Annotated in this window: 15 protein-coding genes; all 15 read left to right on the forward strand. The window is 46.3% G+C overall.

From position 1 onward, the window contains the following. The first annotated feature begins 252 nt into the window (after positions 1-252). The 15 genes from ABCW47_RS13290 (at position 253) to ABCW47_RS13360 (ending at position 16750) form a co-directional block, all read left to right on the forward strand. Positions 253-1272, forward strand: a complete 1020-nt coding sequence (locus ABCW47_RS13290; protein WP_343210420.1) for a dihydroxyacetone kinase subunit DhaK — start codon at positions 253-255, stop codon at positions 1270-1272. Positions 1273-1276: 4 nt separating this feature from the next. Continuing rightward, positions 1277-1900, forward strand: coding sequence for a dihydroxyacetone kinase subunit DhaL (gene dhaL, locus ABCW47_RS13295; RefSeq protein ID WP_343210421.1), 624 nt, complete (start codon positions 1277-1279; stop codon positions 1898-1900). A gap of 549 nt (positions 1901-2449) precedes the next feature. Then, positions 2450-2779: a hypothetical protein gene (locus tag ABCW47_RS13300; RefSeq protein WP_343210422.1), complete on the forward strand. Its 330-nt coding sequence runs from the start codon at positions 2450-2452 to the stop codon at positions 2777-2779. Further along, positions 2722-3825: a V-type ATPase subunit gene (locus ABCW47_RS13305; protein ID WP_343210423.1), complete on the forward strand. Its 1104-nt coding sequence runs from the start codon at positions 2722-2724 to the stop codon at positions 3823-3825. Before ABCW47_RS13300 ends, ABCW47_RS13305 begins: the two co-directional genes overlap by 58 nt. An 18-nt stretch (positions 3826-3843) precedes the next feature. Beyond that, positions 3844-5802, forward strand: coding sequence for a V-type ATP synthase subunit I (locus ABCW47_RS13310; RefSeq protein ID WP_343210424.1), 1959 nt, complete (start codon positions 3844-3846; stop codon positions 5800-5802). A gap of 41 nt (positions 5803-5843) precedes the next feature. After that, positions 5844-6284, forward strand: coding sequence for an ATP synthase subunit C (locus ABCW47_RS13315; RefSeq protein WP_343210425.1), 441 nt, complete (start codon positions 5844-5846; stop codon positions 6282-6284). A gap of 33 nt (positions 6285-6317) precedes the next feature. Further along, complete coding sequence (locus tag ABCW47_RS13320; protein ID WP_343210426.1) at positions 6318-6626, forward strand: V-type ATP synthase subunit F; 309 nt, start codon at positions 6318-6320, stop codon at positions 6624-6626. Positions 6627-6641: 15 nt separating this feature from the next. After that, a complete protein-coding gene (locus ABCW47_RS13325; RefSeq protein ID WP_343210427.1) occupies positions 6642-7262 on the forward strand; it encodes a V-type ATP synthase subunit E in 621 nt (206 codons plus the stop codon). Between the two features lie 37 nt (positions 7263-7299). Continuing rightward, positions 7300-9060, forward strand: a complete 1761-nt coding sequence (locus tag ABCW47_RS13330) for a V-type ATP synthase subunit A (RefSeq protein ID WP_425516088.1) — start codon at positions 7300-7302, stop codon at positions 9058-9060. 39 nt (positions 9061-9099) lie between these two features. Beyond that, positions 9100-10503: a V-type ATP synthase subunit B gene (locus ABCW47_RS13335; RefSeq protein ID WP_343210429.1), complete on the forward strand. Its 1404-nt coding sequence runs from the start codon at positions 9100-9102 to the stop codon at positions 10501-10503. A gap of 17 nt (positions 10504-10520) precedes the next feature. Beyond that, positions 10521-11141, forward strand: coding sequence for a V-type ATP synthase subunit D (locus tag ABCW47_RS13340; protein WP_343210430.1), 621 nt, complete (start codon positions 10521-10523; stop codon positions 11139-11141). Positions 11142-11214: 73 nt separating this feature from the next. Further along, positions 11215-12582: an MATE family efflux transporter gene (locus tag ABCW47_RS13345; RefSeq protein WP_343210431.1), complete on the forward strand. Its 1368-nt coding sequence runs from the start codon at positions 11215-11217 to the stop codon at positions 12580-12582. Positions 12583-12679: 97 nt separating this feature from the next. Then, a complete protein-coding gene (locus ABCW47_RS13350) occupies positions 12680-13297 on the forward strand; it encodes a DUF1847 domain-containing protein (RefSeq protein WP_343210432.1) in 618 nt (205 codons plus the stop codon). 663 nt (positions 13298-13960) lie between these two features. Next, entirely contained in the window at positions 13961-15646 is a 1686-nt protein-coding gene (locus tag ABCW47_RS13355) for a hypothetical protein (RefSeq protein ID WP_343210433.1), read from the forward strand. A gap of 30 nt (positions 15647-15676) precedes the next feature. Next, entirely contained in the window at positions 15677-16750 is a 1074-nt protein-coding gene (locus ABCW47_RS13360; protein WP_343210434.1) for an NAD/NADP-dependent octopine/nopaline dehydrogenase family protein, read from the forward strand. The last annotated feature ends 407 nt before the right edge of the window (positions 16751-17157 follow it).

The raw sequence follows: 17157 nt of genomic DNA on the forward strand, positions 1-17157 counted from the left end.
AGCTCCTTTTTTGTACTTACATAGGAAAGTTCTCCAAACTTTCCTATGTAAGTACAAAACCCTCCGGGGGATCACACTGCGGCGGAAAGGAATCGTGTTGCCAGAGCAACCTGCCGCAGGCGGAGAATCCCGCTTACGGGATTATTTGTTTAAAAATAAATATTAAAATTGACTAATATTCAGATATGAAATAAAATTAGGTATAAGTAGATAGATAATACGGGCGTAATGATAGAAAGGAGGAAAGTATAGATGAAAAAGTTTATAAATGATCCTTTTAAAGTGACGGATGAACTGGTGGAAGGCTTTGTACTGGCCAATCAGGAGTATTACTACAAGCTGGATGACATGAACGTGGTTTTGAGAAAGCGTTTGGAAGATGAGAAAAAGGTGGCTCTTGTCATCGGCGGCGGCAGCGGGCATGAACCGCTGTTCCTGGAATTTATCGGAAAGGGAATGGGAGACTGTGCGGTGCATGGCAATATTTTTGCATCGCCCTCGGCCGATATTATTTACGAAGGGATTAAAGAAGCCGATCAGGGGGAGGGTGTTATCCTGATCTATGGAAACTATCAGGGTGATATTATAAACTTCGATATGGCGCAGGAGATGGCACGAATGGATGATATTCGTGTGGAGACTGTACGGATATGGGATGATATTGCTTCAGCGGGGCCAGAGAATAAAGAGGAGAGAAGAGGTACATCGGGAGATATCTTTGTTATAAAAATTGCAGGTGCGGCTAAGGAATTAGGCTGGAGTTTTGATGAAGTGCTGCGGGTCGCTCTGAAAGCACGGGATAGCTGCAGGTCTCTTGGAATTGCCCTATCTTCCTGTACACTTCCGGCGGTAGGAAAACCGATTTTTGAAATAGCGGATGATGAGATGTGTATCGGTATGGGCGTTCATGGTGAGCCGGGGCTGCGCTGGGAGAAATTAATGACGGCAGACGACACGGCTAAGATGATTCTGGATGAGATTCAAAAGGACGATTTGAATCTGCAGTCCGGGGATGAGATCAGCCTGATTGTGAACAGTTATGGCGCCACAACCAGGATGGAGCTGCTGATCATGATCCGGAGATTTTATCAGCTCTTTGAAGAGCTTGGAATTAAAATTCACGCGGTGGAGTACGGTGACCTGTGTACTTCTCAGGAGATGGCGGGGGTATCGGTTACTATAATGAAGCTGGATGAAGAACTGAGGATGCTCTATGATGAGGATGCTGTTTCCCCTGGATTTACCAGAGTTACTCAGAAAGAAAGGTCGTGAGCACGTGAATATAGAGCAGAGTCAAAAGTTCTTCAGGATCTGTGACAATAAGTTTAAGGAAAATATGGGACTTCTTTCCGATCTGGACGCCGCTTTGGGAGATGGGGACCACGGGGCGAGTATGTGCCGGGGATTTGAATTGATCCGGCAGAAAACAGATCAGACGTCCTATGCAGATATAGGCGCCATGTGGATGGATGCGGCCAAGATATTGATGAAGGAAATAGGGGGAACCTGCGGGCCTCTGTTTGCTACTATTTTAATGAAGGGAGCCTTCCTGGCAAAGGGCGCGGCGGAAGCGGATACTGCACTGATGGCCAGAATGATCCGGGCAGGAAGCGATGGAGTACAGGCGCTGGGGAAAGCAGCGCCCGGCGAGAAGACTATGGTAGATGCTCTGGTTCCGGCAGCGGATGCGATGGAGAAGGCATCTGCCGAGGGTAAGGATTTAAAGGAGGCACTTTCTTTGACTGCCTGTGCTGCCAGGCGGGGGGCCGAAGGTACGAAGGATATGCTGGCTTCGAAGGGCAGGGGCCGGTATCAGGCGGAAAATGCACTGGGACATATTGACGCCGGAGCAGTAAGCGTAGCACTGATTTTTGAAGCCCTTTATGAGGCTGTTACCTAATAAACTAAATATAGGCTAGAACTGTCAAGATAAGAGGCTGGTACTTTTTGTTCCAGTCTCTTTTTTCATTACACAGGACAATTCTCCGAATGCGTCTATGGTGAAGACATTTTATGCACCGTGCTGTAAACGGGGCATAAGATATGTTGTTTGACATTTGAGCGGCATGATATTAAAATAGAAGAAAACATTTGTCCGCCTGTGACGTATAAACAGTCCTGAATATATACAAAAAGATGTATGAATTTTTGAAAAAATTTATACATCTTATATAAGACCTAAAATGAACACGTTCATTTTAGGTGACGTATTATGAGAAAAAGAAAGAAAACTTTTCTTTTAAGTATGTGCATATTGTTGAAAAGGAATGTATACAAATAGGGTCAGACTGGTTTTTATTTCATAAAGCGGTCTGCTTGCATATTTAAAACAAGAGGTATATGATTATCTCTCTAGTAAGAGGACATTTGATTTTGTCAGATTAACAAAAAGAGCTGCAGCCGCAGCTCCGGACAATCCTGACACAGCAGGGAAACAGGAGGCGATCATTTGGATGATGTCATAAAAGTTCTGATTGGGATGGATGAGAAAGCCCGTCAGGCAGTTGCTGAGAAGAAAGAGTATCGAAATGAAGAGCGGGCGCAGATCATGGCGGATAATACCAAACTGTATGATTCCTATGTGGAGCGGGCTCAGGATCATATTAAGAAGATGAAGGAAGATACTAAGAACATAGTGGATCAGGAGATGAGTACGGCGAAGCAGGATTATGAAGAGTCTCTGCGCCTCATGGAGGATTATTACAATACGCACCGGGAGGAATGGCTGGAGGCGATTGTGGAACGCTGTACGTCATCGGGAAAGAGGGAATCGAGATGATGTCTTCTTTTGCTGACAGAGCGATTATGACAAAGGCAATGTCCATGTATGGCAGGCGTATTACAACCGAACAATACATGGAGCTGATGCACAAAAAGTCGGTGGGAGATATTGCCGCTTTTTTGCGGGATACACCCGGATACCGGAATGCTCTGGAAGGGATTCAGCCCAGTACAATACACAGAGGACAGCTGGAAATGATGCTGCGCAAAGAGCGGTTTGCAAGATATTTAAGGCTTCTGCACTATGATTCTTCCCCGCCCGGCGACAGTTATTACGGTTATCTGACCAAGCAGTTTGAAATCGATCAGATTCTTCAGATGATTCAGCTGCTGAATGCGGGGAACCCGGAACAGTTCATTTCCCGCTTCCCGGCCTTCTTTGAAAAATATTCTGTGCTGGATATGCTGCGGCTTGCCCAGGTTAGAAATTTTGATGAGCTGGTGCAGGCGCTGCGGGGCACGGATTATGAAAAGCTGCTTATGCAGTGCCGGCCGGCGGCAGGCGATGAAAAGATTGATTACACCAATTGTGAAATTACGCTGATGTCCTACTATTATGAACACGTGGAGGAGATCATAGACCGGAAGTTTCATGGCAAAACAAAGAAGCAGCTGCATGAACTCTTTCAGATTAATGTTGAGCTGTTTAATGTAATTACCGTTTACCGGCTGAAAAAGTATTTCCCGGAAACACCTCCGGAATTTGTGCGTAAATGTATCCTTCCTATCTGGAAGCGGATTCCACAGAAGCAGCTGGAGCGGATGGTTCACGCGCCTACTGCGGATGCATTTATTGATGAAATCGTTCATTCTCCGTTCAATAAACTGATCGGAAGCGATGATTTTACTTACCTGGAATACAAGACGGGAGAAATCGTTTACCGGGCGGGCAAGCGCTTCCTGCGGTTTGCCACAGACGCCCCCACGTCTTTTACCGCCTATATGTACCTATGCAATATTGAACTGACGAATATTACTACAATCATTGAAGGCGTGCGCTACGGCGTCTCGCCCAGTGAAATTAAAAGGATGTTAATTTTATAAGAAAGGTGGTGTGACTGCATGGCAATAGAAAAGATGACGCTGATTCAGATGACCGGCGATATCAGCTGTCTGGACGAGGTGCTGGTACGGTGTTCCCGGAATGGACATTTTCATCCGGAGCTGCCGCCGGCAAGTGAAACCAGGGGCGGATTCCAGCAGATGAATGAAGAAAATCCCTACCGGGCCAGACTGAACCGTGTTGTAGATATTGCTGTAAACGCGGGGATCGAGCTTCACTACGAAGCCGGTGCCGGCAGGCAGATTGCACAGGATGCGATTGATCATTTTGTAGAAGTGTTCCAGAAGAAACTGGCGGCCATGATTGAACGCAGGCGAGAACTGGAAACTTTGATTGAGCAGAATCAGACTGCGCTGGTCCAGTTAAAACACCTGGATACGCTGGATGTAAGTCTGGATGAGCTCTTTGCATGCGAATACTTAAAAGTGCGTTTCGGGCGTCTGCCCATTGACAGCTATAAGAAACTGGAATACTACAAGGACCGCTTATTTTTCTTTCTCTCACTTTCCGAGGGAAACACGTATCACTGGGGCGTTTATCTGACAACGCCGGAACATGAGGCGGAGGTGGATGATATTTTCTCATCTCTGTATTTTGAACGTATTTTTATTCCTGACTATGTACATGGAACTCCGGGAGCCGCCAAGAAAAAAATTGAGGAAGATCTGGCGGCGGATACGGCAGAGCTGAAAAAGATTCAAACAGAGATCACAGCTCTGGTTCAGGATAAACAGGAGGAATTTTTAGGCGTCTATTCTTACCTGAGATTTTTGGATGAGACATTTGAGCTTCGCAAATATGCCATGGCTTATAAGCACCAGTTTCACCTGATGGGGTTTCTGCCGAAAAGGGAAGAAAAACAATTTTCTAAGAGCCTTGAAGATATTGAGGGGATAACGGTGGAGTTTAAGCCGGAGGACAGCGATAAGCGTCTTAAAATTCCCACGAAGCTGCATAACTGCCGCCTGTTTGCCCCATTTGAGATGTTTGTGGATATGTATGGGACGCCGTCTTATAACGAGATCGATCCCACGCCGTTTGTGGCGATTACTTACATGCTGCTGTTTGGTATTATGTTCGGCGATCTGGGGCAGGGAATCGCGATTGCAGTGATCGGAGCTCTTCTATGGAAATTTAAGAAGATGAATCTGGGAAGGATTATGGAACGGATCGGTGTAACATCGGCGCTGTTTGGCCTGCTCTATGGGTCTGTGTTCGGAATGGAACATGTACTGGACCCGCTTTACACAAAAGTTCTGGGTCTGCCTGGTAAACCGGTGGAGATTATGGAGCCGGCCACAATCAACCAGCTGCTGATTCTGGCGGTGGCCCTGGGTGTGGTACTGATCCTTGTTTCCATGCTGGTAAATGTGGTGATCGGACTGAAAAATAAAGATTTTGAGCAGGCATTTTTCTCTAATAATGGTGTTGCAGGAATGGTATTTTATATCGCCATCCTGGCCGGTCTGGTCTTAAAATTGACCGGCGGCCCAAATCTCTTTACGTTGCCTTATATTCTCTGTTTTATCGTCCTTCCTATCCTGATTATCTTTTTGAAAGGGCCTCTGGGACAGATGACAAGGGGCAGGAGAAAGGTAAAACTGGAAGAGGGTGTGGGAAGCTTCATCCTGGAAGGTTTCTTCGAGCTGTTTGAAGTGGTTTTAAGCTTCATCACAAATACGATGTCATTCCTTCGTGTCGGCGGATTTATCATCAGCCATGCCGGAATGATGGCCGTTGTTTTGACACTGACCGAGATGATGAATGGCGCCGGCAGCATCGCTGCTTTGGTTATAGGTAATCTCTTTGTCATGTGCCTGGAGGGCTTTATCGTGGGAATTCAGTCGCTTCGTCTGGAATTTTACGAGATGTTCAGCCGGTACTTTGACGGTCAGGGAAGTGAGTTTAATCCAATTACCTCTTCCGTGGTGGACGCTGCAGCCGGTCAGAATGCTTAACATATAAAAATTGATGAATTCATAATTAGGAGGACACTAATATGCCAATGAATATTTTTACTTTTATAATTCCTGCAGTCATCGTACTTTTAATCGCGTCTCCGCTTATCTCTGTAGCAAAGGGTGTAAAGAACGGAAAACAGGCGAAACATCGTATCATCGCTAATCTCTGTATGTTTTTTGGCTTCTGTCTTTTGGCAGTTATCGTGCCTATTGCGGGAGCAAGCGCAGCAGAAGCAGGTGCGGCAGCTACAATTGTGGGTACAGGTGCGCAGGGCATGGGCTTTTTATCAGCGGCACTTGTAACTGGTCTTGCAGCTATCGGCGCAGGTATCGCGGTTGCGGCGGCAGCTCCTGCGGCCATCGGCGCGGTTTCGGAAGAGCCGAAGTCATTCGGTAAAGCGATCATCTTCGTTGTATTAGGTGAAGGTATTGCCATCTATGGTCTGCTGATCTCTATTCTTATCATCAATAAGCTTTAATTCTGTGAACAAAAGGAAAGGAAGGCATGCCATATGAGGTTTTATTTAATCAGCGATAACGTGGATACCCATATGGGGATGCGTCTGGCGGGTATCGAAGGGGAAATCGTTCATGAGAAAGATGAATTCTTAAAGAGCGTGGACCGGGCGATGGCCGATCCGGAGATTGGAATTTTGCTGATCACGGAAAAACTGGTGGAATTGTGCCCGGAAGAGATAGACAGCTACAAGCTGCGCAGGAAGCATCCGCTGATTGTAGAGGTGCCGGACCGTCATGGCGGTAACCGGGCGATCAGTACATTGGAACGCTATGTAAATGAATCCATCGGTATCAAGGTTTGATAGTTGGAGGTAACCATGGAAAATTTTGATAAAGAGACAGAACGAAAACTTGCGCTGTTTGAACAGGAAATTATGAATGCGGTGCAGGAGCAGACCGATCAGATAGATCAGGAACTGGAAACCTATAAAACCTATGAAACCCGGAAACGGGAGGAGGATGCTTTGAATGAAGCTTACCATCTTCTGCAGACACAGCTGCAGGAGGAGAAAGCGACAAGTGAGAGAGAGGTTTCCAGAGAAAAAGCAGCCCTCAGAAAACAACTGTATGAACGCAGAGATACCCTGATTACAGAGTTGTTTCAGGATGCTGCCCTTCGGCTCAAGGATTTTACAAAAGAGGAAGCTTATCAGGCCTATCTGATGGAGAAAGTGGAAAAACTGAAAAAAGAGACCGGCGGCAGACGGGGAACACTGCAGCTGCGGCCGGAGGATCTTGAACTTAAAGATGCGATTCTGAAAGCATGGGATCTGGTTTCCATAGAGGCTAATCCGGAGATTGAAATCGGAGGCATGATTTATAAAGGGGAAAACGGGCATTATCTGGCAAACGAAACGCTGGATGAAGCACTGAGAGACCAGAAAGCCTGGCTCGCACAAAATTCCGGTTTTGTTGTTACTATGGGTACGGAGAAATAAGCACGGTTCTCCGGTATAAATGGATTGAATTGCAGGGGTGAAAAATTTGAGTGAAAATGTAATCTATTCCATTAACGGCCCGGTTGTCACGGTGAAAAATACCAGGGACTTCCAGATGCAGGAGATGGTTTTCGTAGGTGAAAAACGGCTGGTAGGCGAGGTGATATCCATCAGTCAGGACGCCAGCACGATTCAGGTCTATGAAACTACTACCGGCCTGTGCCCTGGGATGCCTGTATTTGCAACGGGTTCACCGCTGTGCGCAACTCTGGGACCGGGAATATTGAGTAATATATTTGATGGTATTGAACGTCCTCTGCGGGACATTAAGGAGCGTTCCGGAGCTTTTATTACGGAAGGCATGGATATGTCTTCCCTGGATGAAGACCGTCTCTGGGATGTAACATTAAAAGTCAAAGAGGGCGACGAACTAGAGGCAGGAGAGATTTATGCAGTCTGTCCGGAGACTCCTGTGATCGAGCACAGGTGTATGCTGGAACCGGGAGTGAGCGGAACGGTTATTTATGCAGCCCCGGACGGCCAATATAAGATAAATGACAGAGTTGTTACTATTAAAACACCGGAGGGGGCAACGAAGGATCTGACTCTGTGCCAGAAATGGCCGATCCGTACGCCCAGACCGGTTGATGAAAGACTTCCCATCAAGATGCCGTTAATCACCGGGCAGAGAGTCATTGACACGATGTTTCCCATCGCCAAGGGCGGTACAGCAGCAATTCCGGGAGGATTCGGCGCCGGAAAAACGATGACTCAGCACCAGCTGGCAAAGTGGTGTGATGCCGATATTATTGTCTATGTAGGCTGCGGGGAGCGGGGCAACGAGATGACGGAGGTTCTGGATGAATTTTCCAAGCTTACCGACCCGAAATCCGGTGAGAAGATGACGGCCAGGACTGTTTTAATCGCTAATACATCGAATATGCCTGTGGCCGCCAGAGAGGCATCTATTTACACAGGAATCACCCTGGCGGAATATTACCGTGATATGGGATATCATGTGGCCATAATGGCTGACTCCACGTCCCGCTGGGCGGAAGCCCTGCGTGAGATTTCAGGACGTCTGGAAGAAATGCCCGCAGAGGAAGGGTTTCCTGCTTATCTGCCCTCCAGAATATCACAATTTTATGAGAGGGCAGGCTATATCAGGACTTTGGGCGGTGCGGACGGCTCCGTCTCCATTATCGGTGCAGTATCTCCCCAGGGAGCGGATTTCTCCGAACCTGTCACCCAGAATACCAAGCGTTTTGTCCGCTGCTTCTGGGCTCTGGATAAATCCCTGGCTTATACCAGACACTATCCGGCCATTAACTGGATTATCAGCTACAGCGAATACATTGATGATCTGGAAAAATGGTATTCTGATCACGTGGACCGGACATTTATGAGCAAACGTCAGCAGTTTGGCGCAATCCTGCAGGAAGAAAACCATTTGATGGAAATTGTGAAACTGATCGGTTCCGATGTACTCCCGGACGACCAGAAGCTGGTCATTGAGATTGCGAAAATCATCCGTGTGGGATTTCTCCAGCAGAATGCATTTCATCAGGAGGACACCTATGTACCTTTGAAGAAACAGCTTAAGATGATGGAGGTCATTCTTTATCTGTATGACAAAGCAAAGGCCCTGATTGCCACGGGAAAACCCCTTTCGGGCATGATGGAGACCGGGGTGTTCGCTGATCTGATTAAGATGAAATACGAAGTCCCGAACAACAAGCTGGATAAATTTGATGACTACATCAAAGAAATCGACCGCGCTCTGGACGGACTGGATTGATTGTGAACGGATGTTTTAATATAGAAAGGACTAGATGATATGAGCCTTCAATATGTGGGATTAAGTGAGATAAACGGTCCGCTGGTTGTACTGGATGATGTGGAAAACGCAGCTTTTGATGAGATGGTGGAGCTGCAGATGGAAGATGGAATAAGACGCCTTGGCCGTGTTGTCCAGATTGAAGGAAAGCGGTGTGTGGTTCAGGTATTTGAGGGAACCAACGGTATTTCACTTACTAATACAACAACCCGGTTTCTGGGGCACCCGATGGAACTGCCGCTTTCTCTGGAAATGCTGGGCAGAACGTTCAGCGGTGTGGGTAAGCCGATTGACGGGCTGGGTGAGCTGTTTGCGGAAAAAAGCGAGGATATAAACGGACGTCCTTTAAATCCGGTTGCCAGAACCTATCCCCAGAATTACATCAACACAGGCGTTTCGGCCATTGATTGCCTGATGACGCTGATCCGGGGGCAGAAGCTGCCTATTTTCTCCGGCTCCGGTATGCAGCACAATAAGCTGGCGGCCCAGATTGCAAGACAGGCAAATATTTCAGATACTTCCGGAAAAAATAATTTTGGTATTGTATTTGCCGCGATGGGCGTAACAAACGACGTGGCAAACTATTTCCGAAGGTCTTTCGAAGAATCAGGCGTTATGGACCGGGTTGTCATGTTTTTAAACCTTTCTAACGACCCGATTATAGAGCGTATTATAACACCGCGGTGTGCCCTGACTGCAGCGGAATATCTGGCGTATGAAAAAGGAATGCATATCCTTGTCATCATGACGGATATCACTTCCTACTGTGAGGCTCTGCGTGAATTCAGTTCCTCCAAAGGAGAGATCCCCGGACGAAAGGGATATCCCGGATACCTGTATTCCGACCTGGCATCCTTATATGAACGGGCCGGCATCGTGGAGGGAGCACAAGGTTCTGTAACCCAGCTTCCGATTTTAACCATGCCCAATGATGATATCACCCATCCGATCCCGGATTTGACCGGCTATATTACGGAAGGACAGATCGTACTGGACCGTTCCCTGGAACAGATGGGCGTCTACCCTCCCATCTCCGTGCTTCCGTCCCTGTCCCGTTTGATGAAAGACGGAATTGGAGAAGGATTCACAAGAGCCGATCATTCTGCGGTATCGAACCAGCTGTTTGCATCCTACGCAAAAGTACAGGATGCGAAGGCCCTGGCTTCTGTAATCGGTGAGGAAGAACTCTCGGATACAGATAAATTGTACATGAAATTCGGCAATGCGTTCGAGAGAAGGTTTATCTCCCAGGGCGCCCAGGAAAACCGCACCATTGAGCAGACACTGGATCTTGGATGGCAGCTCTTATCAATGCTTCCGAAAGAAGAACTGGACCGTGTGGACAACGACATGCTGGAGCAATACTATAAACCGGAAAAAGCAGAGGAGATCTCGAACGCTTAAATAGGAAGGTGATGAATATGGCAGGGCAGGTAATTCCAACAAAGGGAAATCTGATCAGTACGAAAAAAACACTTTCTTTGTCCAACATGGGATATGATCTGCTGGATCACAAACGGAACATTCTAGTCAGAGAAATGATGGGGCTTGTAGATAAATCAAAAGAACTGCGCCGGGAGATCGAAGGCACCTATGAACAGGCTTATCAGTCCCTGCAGAAGGCCAACATGACCCTGGGCGTGATCGAAAATATAGCAGGTTCCGTACCTTTGGACGACGGAATAAAAATTCACTTCCGCAACGTTATGGGTGTGGATATCCCCATCGTAAAATATGAAGATATCCCGCCAAAGCTGAGTTATGGCCTGACCAATACAAATGCACAGCTGGATTATGCGTTCTGCTGTTTTCATCGTGTTAAAGTGATCACAGCGCTGCTGGCGGAAATAGAAAGCAGTGTTTATCGTTTGGGGGATGCTATCATCAAAACCCAGCGCAGAGCAAATGCCCTGAAAAATGTTGTAATTCCAGGCCTGGAGTCCAATGTAAAATTCATATCCGATTCGCTGGAAGAAAAAGAGAGAGAAGAATTCAGCCGGATGAAAGTGATCAAGGCAACAAAAAAAGATGCGGCCGGATAGGATAAATAAGTTGAAAAAATCCTCCGATTAACCTATAATGGAGCAAGTTTTAGGTTAATCGGGGGATTTTATTATGCAGTCTTTAGAACTTACAGAAGGTAAAATCGGCAGGACGCTGCTGCGGTTTGCCATACCCTTTTTATTGGCCAGTGTTCTGCAGGCGCTCTATGGCGCCGCGGACCTGTTCGTTGTGGGAAGATTCGCGGACTCCGCTGCGGTTTCGGCCGTCTCTGTAGGAAGCCAGGTAATGCAGACGGTGACCGGAATCATCTTGGGTATATCTATGGGCGGAACGGTGCTGATCGGCCAGTATTATGGGGCGAGGGATCAAAAGAGCGCAGCCGGGGCAATCGGGTCCATGGTTATTGCATTCAGTGCATTGGCTGCCATATTGACCCCTGTTATGCTTGCCATGTCATCAAACATTGTAACTATGATGCATACGCCGGCAGAAGCGTGCGCCTATGCGGTACAGTACCTCCTTATATGCTCCTGCGGGATTCCTTTTATTGTAGGATATAATGGTGTCAGCGGTATCTTCCGGGGACTGGGGGATTCGAAGACACCCCTTATTTTTGTCACGATTGCCTGTATCATTAACATAGGCCTTGATCTGCTCTTAGTAGGCGTCTTCCATATGGGAGCAGCCGGGGCCGCGGCTGCAACCTCAGCCGCGCAGGCGATCAGTTTTCTGTCAGCTTTATTTTATATGAAGAAACGGGGGTTCCCGTTTGAATTTAATCGTACCTATATAAAGATTGATTATAAGTTGGGAAAAATATTAAAAATCGGGTCGCCTCTGGCCCTCCAGGATGCCCTGATTAATATTTCATTCCTGATCATCACAATGATTATCAACTCCATGGGGTTGATTGCGTCTGCCTCGGTAGGGGTGGTGGAAAAGCTGATAGTCTTTTCCATGCTGCCGCCTTCCGCTATGGCTTCCGCGGTAGCTACCATGACCGCACAGAACATTGGGGCGGGAAAACCGGAGAGAGCCAGAAAATGTCTGTGGAGCGGGGTTTGCTTCTCGCTGGTATTTGGAGCGGCGTTCTGTGCCTACTGCCAGGTGCTGCCTGAAACTTTAACGGCTATATTCTCAGCGGACCGTCAGGTTGTGGAAATGGCTGCGCTTTATTTGAAATCGTATAGTCTGGATTGCATTATTGTATGTTTTGTATTCTGCATGAATTCATATTTTAATGGCTGCGGACAATCTGTTTTTCCTATGATTCACAGCATGTTTGCTACATTCTTCGTGCGTATTCCGCTTGTCTATGCGGTTAGCAGGATAGAAGGGGTGACCTTGTATGAAATTGGATTTGTGGCACCTTTTGCTACCTTGATTTCCTTTTTTATCTGTTTGTTTTTTCTCTACTATCAGAAAAAGAAATACGTCCCTACGACAAGCGGCATGCAGAAAAGCCAGAACCATGTATAAAAGGAAGCATTCTTTTCGCTGCGCGTGCCTGCCTTTCTTTACACAATCTGATTTATCCGATAGAATAAGATTATGAAAAAGAGAAGGGGGAAGTACGATGTATACCTGTGGAAACTGTACTGTACATGCATGTCTTACTGAAACCAAAGAAAATCTTCCTAAAAACTGCCCGATCCGCAATGAAGAATTAATGGGAGGCGCCCTGAAGGAGTATGAGGCGCCGGACGTTCATCAATTCTATGTGGAATCCTCGAAAATTGAGTCGGCCGGATATTGCCAGTGGCCAAGAATGAAGGAGATCGTGGAATTTTCGAAGCGAATGGGCTATCATAAACTCGGTGTAGCATTCTGCGGCGGTCTGAGAAAAGAGGGGAAGATCGTCTGTGACATACTGCGGAAAAATGGCTTTGAGGTTGTTTCTGCTATATGCAAGGCGGGCGGATATCCGAAAGAAACCGTAGGGATGCTGGACGAAGATAAAGTAAGGCCGGGCCGCTATGAGCCTATGTGCAATCCAATCGCGCAGGCCATGCTCCTGAACGAACAGAAAACAGAGTTTAATATTACAGTGGGCCTGTGTCTTGGACACGACTCTCTCTTTTATAAATACTCGGAAGCTTACGTTACTACATTGATCGCAAAGGACCGGGTATTGGCGCATAATCCGGCAGGGGCGCTGTACTGTGCGGAATCGTATTTCAGAGATCGGATTTAATAACAGATAGTTTGGCAGATGCTATAGACGGGGTGTATGACACGCGGCTGCAGGATCAGAATGTAAAATGAGGACAGGATAATTCCTGTCCTTTTTTTGTATAATAGGAAAGTTCTCCAAACTTTCCTATTATACAAAAACCCTCCGGGGGATCGCACTGCGGCGGAAAGGAATTGTGTTGCCAAAGCAACCCGCCGCAGGCGGAGAATCCCGCTTGCGGGATTCTTTGTTCTTATTCAGATAAATTCTGCGAACGTATCTGACTTGAGGTGAGCTTGCCCGCTTTGTTCTTGCGGGAAGCAGAGAGGCAAAATGTGAATGAGCCATAGAAAAATATGTATGTTTTGTTAATATTTTATAAACTGGGGAGGTTTTCTTGCTATATAATTATTTATAATGTATAATAAATTTACAATAACAATCAAAAGAAGGTATGATAGTAACGAAAAGACGAAAAAAGACAGATTTAAACGGCGAAATATAGCAGAAATTAACAATAAATATACAAAAATGTAAATCTAATGTAATAAAAGCATTCGTTTTAATCTATATCCGGCAGTCTGTTGCTGGATTCTTAATGGCGGCCGGCTGATTTGGGGCGTGCCATGTCTTTGTTGTTATCATTACGATTCGGTATACCGGCATATAAGGGGAGTGATGATCATGAGTAAGAAATTAGTTATCGGTGCATCAATTGGGAATTGTGTTCATGTGGCCGGCGCAGTCCATTTTTTAAATATGGCAGCAGATGAAGGATACGATACACTGTTTCTGGGACCAGCGGTCAGTATTGATGAGGTTATCCGCAATGTTAAGATTTTAAAACCATACATGGTGACGCTGGGCTATCGGCTGACACCGGAAAATGTGGTGCCCCTGATCCGCGAACTGAAAGAAAAGGCTCAGGAGCTTACCTCACAGCCCAGATGGGTGTTTGGCGGAACCAGGCCTGTTGCAGAGCTGGTTCGAAAAGAAAATTTCTTTGAGATGATTTTTGACGGAACAGACGATATAGACGAAAGTATCGCTTTTTTGAGAAATGTCAGCAGAGGCCAGGCAGCGGAAAGCTATGAAGATAACCTGGTTTCCAGGATAAATCAGAAGAAGCCGTACCCGCTGCTGCGTCATCATTTTGGAAGACCGAGCTATGATGATACATTAAAGGGAATTGAACAGATAGCCGAATCAAAGGTCCTGGACGTGATTTCATTAGGGCCGGATCAGAACACCCAGCAGTATTTTTTCCGTCCTCAGGAAAGAGATCCGAAGATGGACGGAGCCGGTGGGGTACCGATTCATACGGAACAGCAGTTTCGGGATTTGAAAGAAGCATCCAGGACAGGAAATTATCCGTTGATCCGCTGCTACAGCGGAACAGCAGATGTAATCCAGTTTGCAGGATTGCTGGAGGATACAATTCACAATGCATGGTGTGCGGTGCCGCTGTCCTGGTATAACGAGATGGATGGAAGGGGAACCCGGCCTGTGGAAGTATCCATGAGAGAAGCGCTGGACCTGATGCGCTGGCATGGAGAGAGAAATATTCCGGTTGAAGTAAATGAACCTCATCACTGGGGACTCCGGGATGCCCACGACATCATCTCGGTTGTTATGGCTTATCTCTCCGCGTACAATGCGAAGAAAAGCGGCGTAAAAGATTACATCGCCCAATATATGTTCAACGTTCCCAACTCCATGAGCTTTTCCATGGATCTGGCTAAAATTCTTGCGGCAATCGAGATGGTGGAGAGCCTGAAAGACGATTCGTTCCGGATATACAGAGAGGTACGCGCGGGACTGCCCCTTCTGAGCGGAGATTTTAATATTGCCAAGGGTCAGCTGGCGGCTTCGACACAGATATCTATGGCCGTAAACCCGGACATTATCCATGTGGTGGGTTACAGTGAAGCGGAGCACGCGGCTACTCCGGAGGTGGTAATTGAGAGCTGTAAGATCGTCAGAGGTGTTATCCGGTGTGTGCTTTATGGAAATGCTGACAGCACACAGGACGCAGGAGTTCAGGAGCGTAAAGCGGAAATTATGAGGGAAGCAGGCCTGCTGCTTAATTTTATTCACGATCAGTACAGCCATTACTCCAAAGATCCATTTGGTGATCCGATGGTTTTATCCGACTGTATCAAGAGAGGAATTATTGACGCCCCCCATATTGTCAAAAATGACAGATTTATCGGTATTCTGGAAACCAGAGTATTAAACGGGAAGTGTGTTGCCTATGACTCCAAATCCCAGAAGACGCTGACGGAAGAAGAGCGGCTGGCTATGCTGAAACAGCGTGGAAATCTGGAGAATATAGGCGTGTTCGGAAATAAATTAGCAAAAATCGGTTGATCTGTGCCGGTATAGACAAGGAGGGGTTCTATGATCAATAACCAGAAAGTGGCGATTATCAGTACGGGAAACGGCGGGCAGTCTATGGCTGCATACTTTGCCTATAAGGGATATGACACGGCGCTTTATGCCAGGGAGCAGGAACGTGTTGATATGTTTCCGTCATGGGATTTTACAATCAGCGGCGAGATTAATGCGAATGTACATGTGAATCTGATCTCCAGCAGTATGAAAGATGTGGTGGAGAATGCGCATCTTATTATGGTAACAACTCCATCTCAATATCACAGCACCGTAGCCAGAGAGATGGCACCGTTTCTGGAGAGAGGCCAGATTATCGTACTGAATCCGGGAAGAACGTTCGGTACATATGAATTTGACCGGGTTCTTCAGGAGCAGAAGGTAAGTGACGGTATTATTATCGCGGAGGCAGAAACATTTATTTTTACATGCCGCTGCCTGGAAGTAGGTTGTCCGGCAATTTATAAAATAAAACATCATGTCGGTATCGCCGCCCACCGGGATGAGGATACGGAACATGTAGTCAATGTGATGTCGCGGGCATTTCCTTCTCTATATGCTGCAAAAAGTGTTTTACATACAGGCTTTGGGAACATCGGCATGATTTTTCATCCGGTTCCGATCTTAATGAATATCACCCGTGTGGAGGCGAAAGAGCATTTTAAATACTATCACAATGCTATTTCACCATTTGTAGCACAGGTTCTGGAGCGGCTTGATAAAGAGAGAAGAAGCATTGCGGACGCAGTGATAGGAGAATCTTTTTCTGTAAATGAATGGCTCAAAGACAAATATGATGCAGAGGGAGACACTCTCTACGAATGTCTGCAGAATGCGAAGGCTTACTCGGAGGTATATGCTCCGTCAGATATATACAGCAGATATGTGTTTGAGGATATACCAACCGGTTTTGTGCCGATGTATTGCATGGGACGGCATCTTGGCATTGAGATGCCTGTTACCGAAGCGGTTATAAAATGGGCCTCCGTTTTATACGATTATGACTTTATGGGTAGAGGAAGAAACGAAAAGAAGCTGAATCTGGATGAGATTATCGAACAGGGGAAGAAGTACAAAAAGTAATTCTATGACCGTGCAGATGGGAGCTGTTTTTTCCTATTAAATAAATATGGGAAAAAACAGCTCCCTTTTTTGTATAATTTATGAGAATATGGAAAATATTAATTGCCAGATGCTGGTATGATTGAGAAATGCTGTAGTATGTCCCTGCAACCAATATATTCCAATTATAGATCAATATCATTTATTAGATATTTTAAAAAAATCTATAAGAGAGGGGTTGACATCATATTCCAATTATGCTAGAATAACCATTGCTCACTTCGAGAAATACTGCGAAAGAAGAGCAAGCGAACCTTGATAACAGAACAGTAAAACAACCTTGAAAATTCCAGGAAAGAGAAGAGATTCTCGATCCAAAGATTTCAGAAAAAAGAACGCGTAACTTCGAGAGAAGATTACAACCTAGA

Origin of the sequence: Anaerolentibacter hominis (genome assembly GCF_032380675.1) — a bacterium.
GTDB classification, from domain to species: domain Bacteria; phylum Bacillota; class Clostridia; order Lachnospirales; family Lachnospiraceae; genus Anaerolentibacter; species Anaerolentibacter hominis.

Coding starts and splice junctions, on each gene's coding strand:
- ABCW47_RS13305 (WP_343210423.1), top strand. CDS start 2,722: ATGGCTGGAGGCGATTGTGGAACGCTGTACGTCATCGGGAAAGAGGGA.
- ABCW47_RS13355 (WP_343210433.1), top strand. CDS start 13,961: ATGAGTAAGAAATTAGTTATCGGTGCATCAATTGGGAATTGTGTTCAT.
- ABCW47_RS13315 (WP_343210425.1), top strand. CDS start 5,844: ATGCCAATGAATATTTTTACTTTTATAATTCCTGCAGTCATCGTACTT.
- ABCW47_RS13360 (WP_343210434.1), top strand. CDS start 15,677: ATGATCAATAACCAGAAAGTGGCGATTATCAGTACGGGAAACGGCGGG.
- ABCW47_RS13335 (WP_343210429.1), top strand. CDS start 9,100: ATGAGCCTTCAATATGTGGGATTAAGTGAGATAAACGGTCCGCTGGTT.
- ABCW47_RS13350 (WP_343210432.1), top strand. CDS start 12,680: ATGTATACCTGTGGAAACTGTACTGTACATGCATGTCTTACTGAAACC.
- ABCW47_RS13290 (WP_343210420.1), top strand. CDS start 253: ATGAAAAAGTTTATAAATGATCCTTTTAAAGTGACGGATGAACTGGTG.
- ABCW47_RS13325 (WP_343210427.1), top strand. CDS start 6,642: ATGGAAAATTTTGATAAAGAGACAGAACGAAAACTTGCGCTGTTTGAA.
- ABCW47_RS13345 (WP_343210431.1), top strand. CDS start 11,215: ATGCAGTCTTTAGAACTTACAGAAGGTAAAATCGGCAGGACGCTGCTG.
- ABCW47_RS13340 (WP_343210430.1), top strand. CDS start 10,521: ATGGCAGGGCAGGTAATTCCAACAAAGGGAAATCTGATCAGTACGAAA.
- ABCW47_RS13310 (WP_343210424.1), top strand. CDS start 3,844: ATGGCAATAGAAAAGATGACGCTGATTCAGATGACCGGCGATATCAGC.
- ABCW47_RS13320 (WP_343210426.1), top strand. CDS start 6,318: ATGAGGTTTTATTTAATCAGCGATAACGTGGATACCCATATGGGGATG.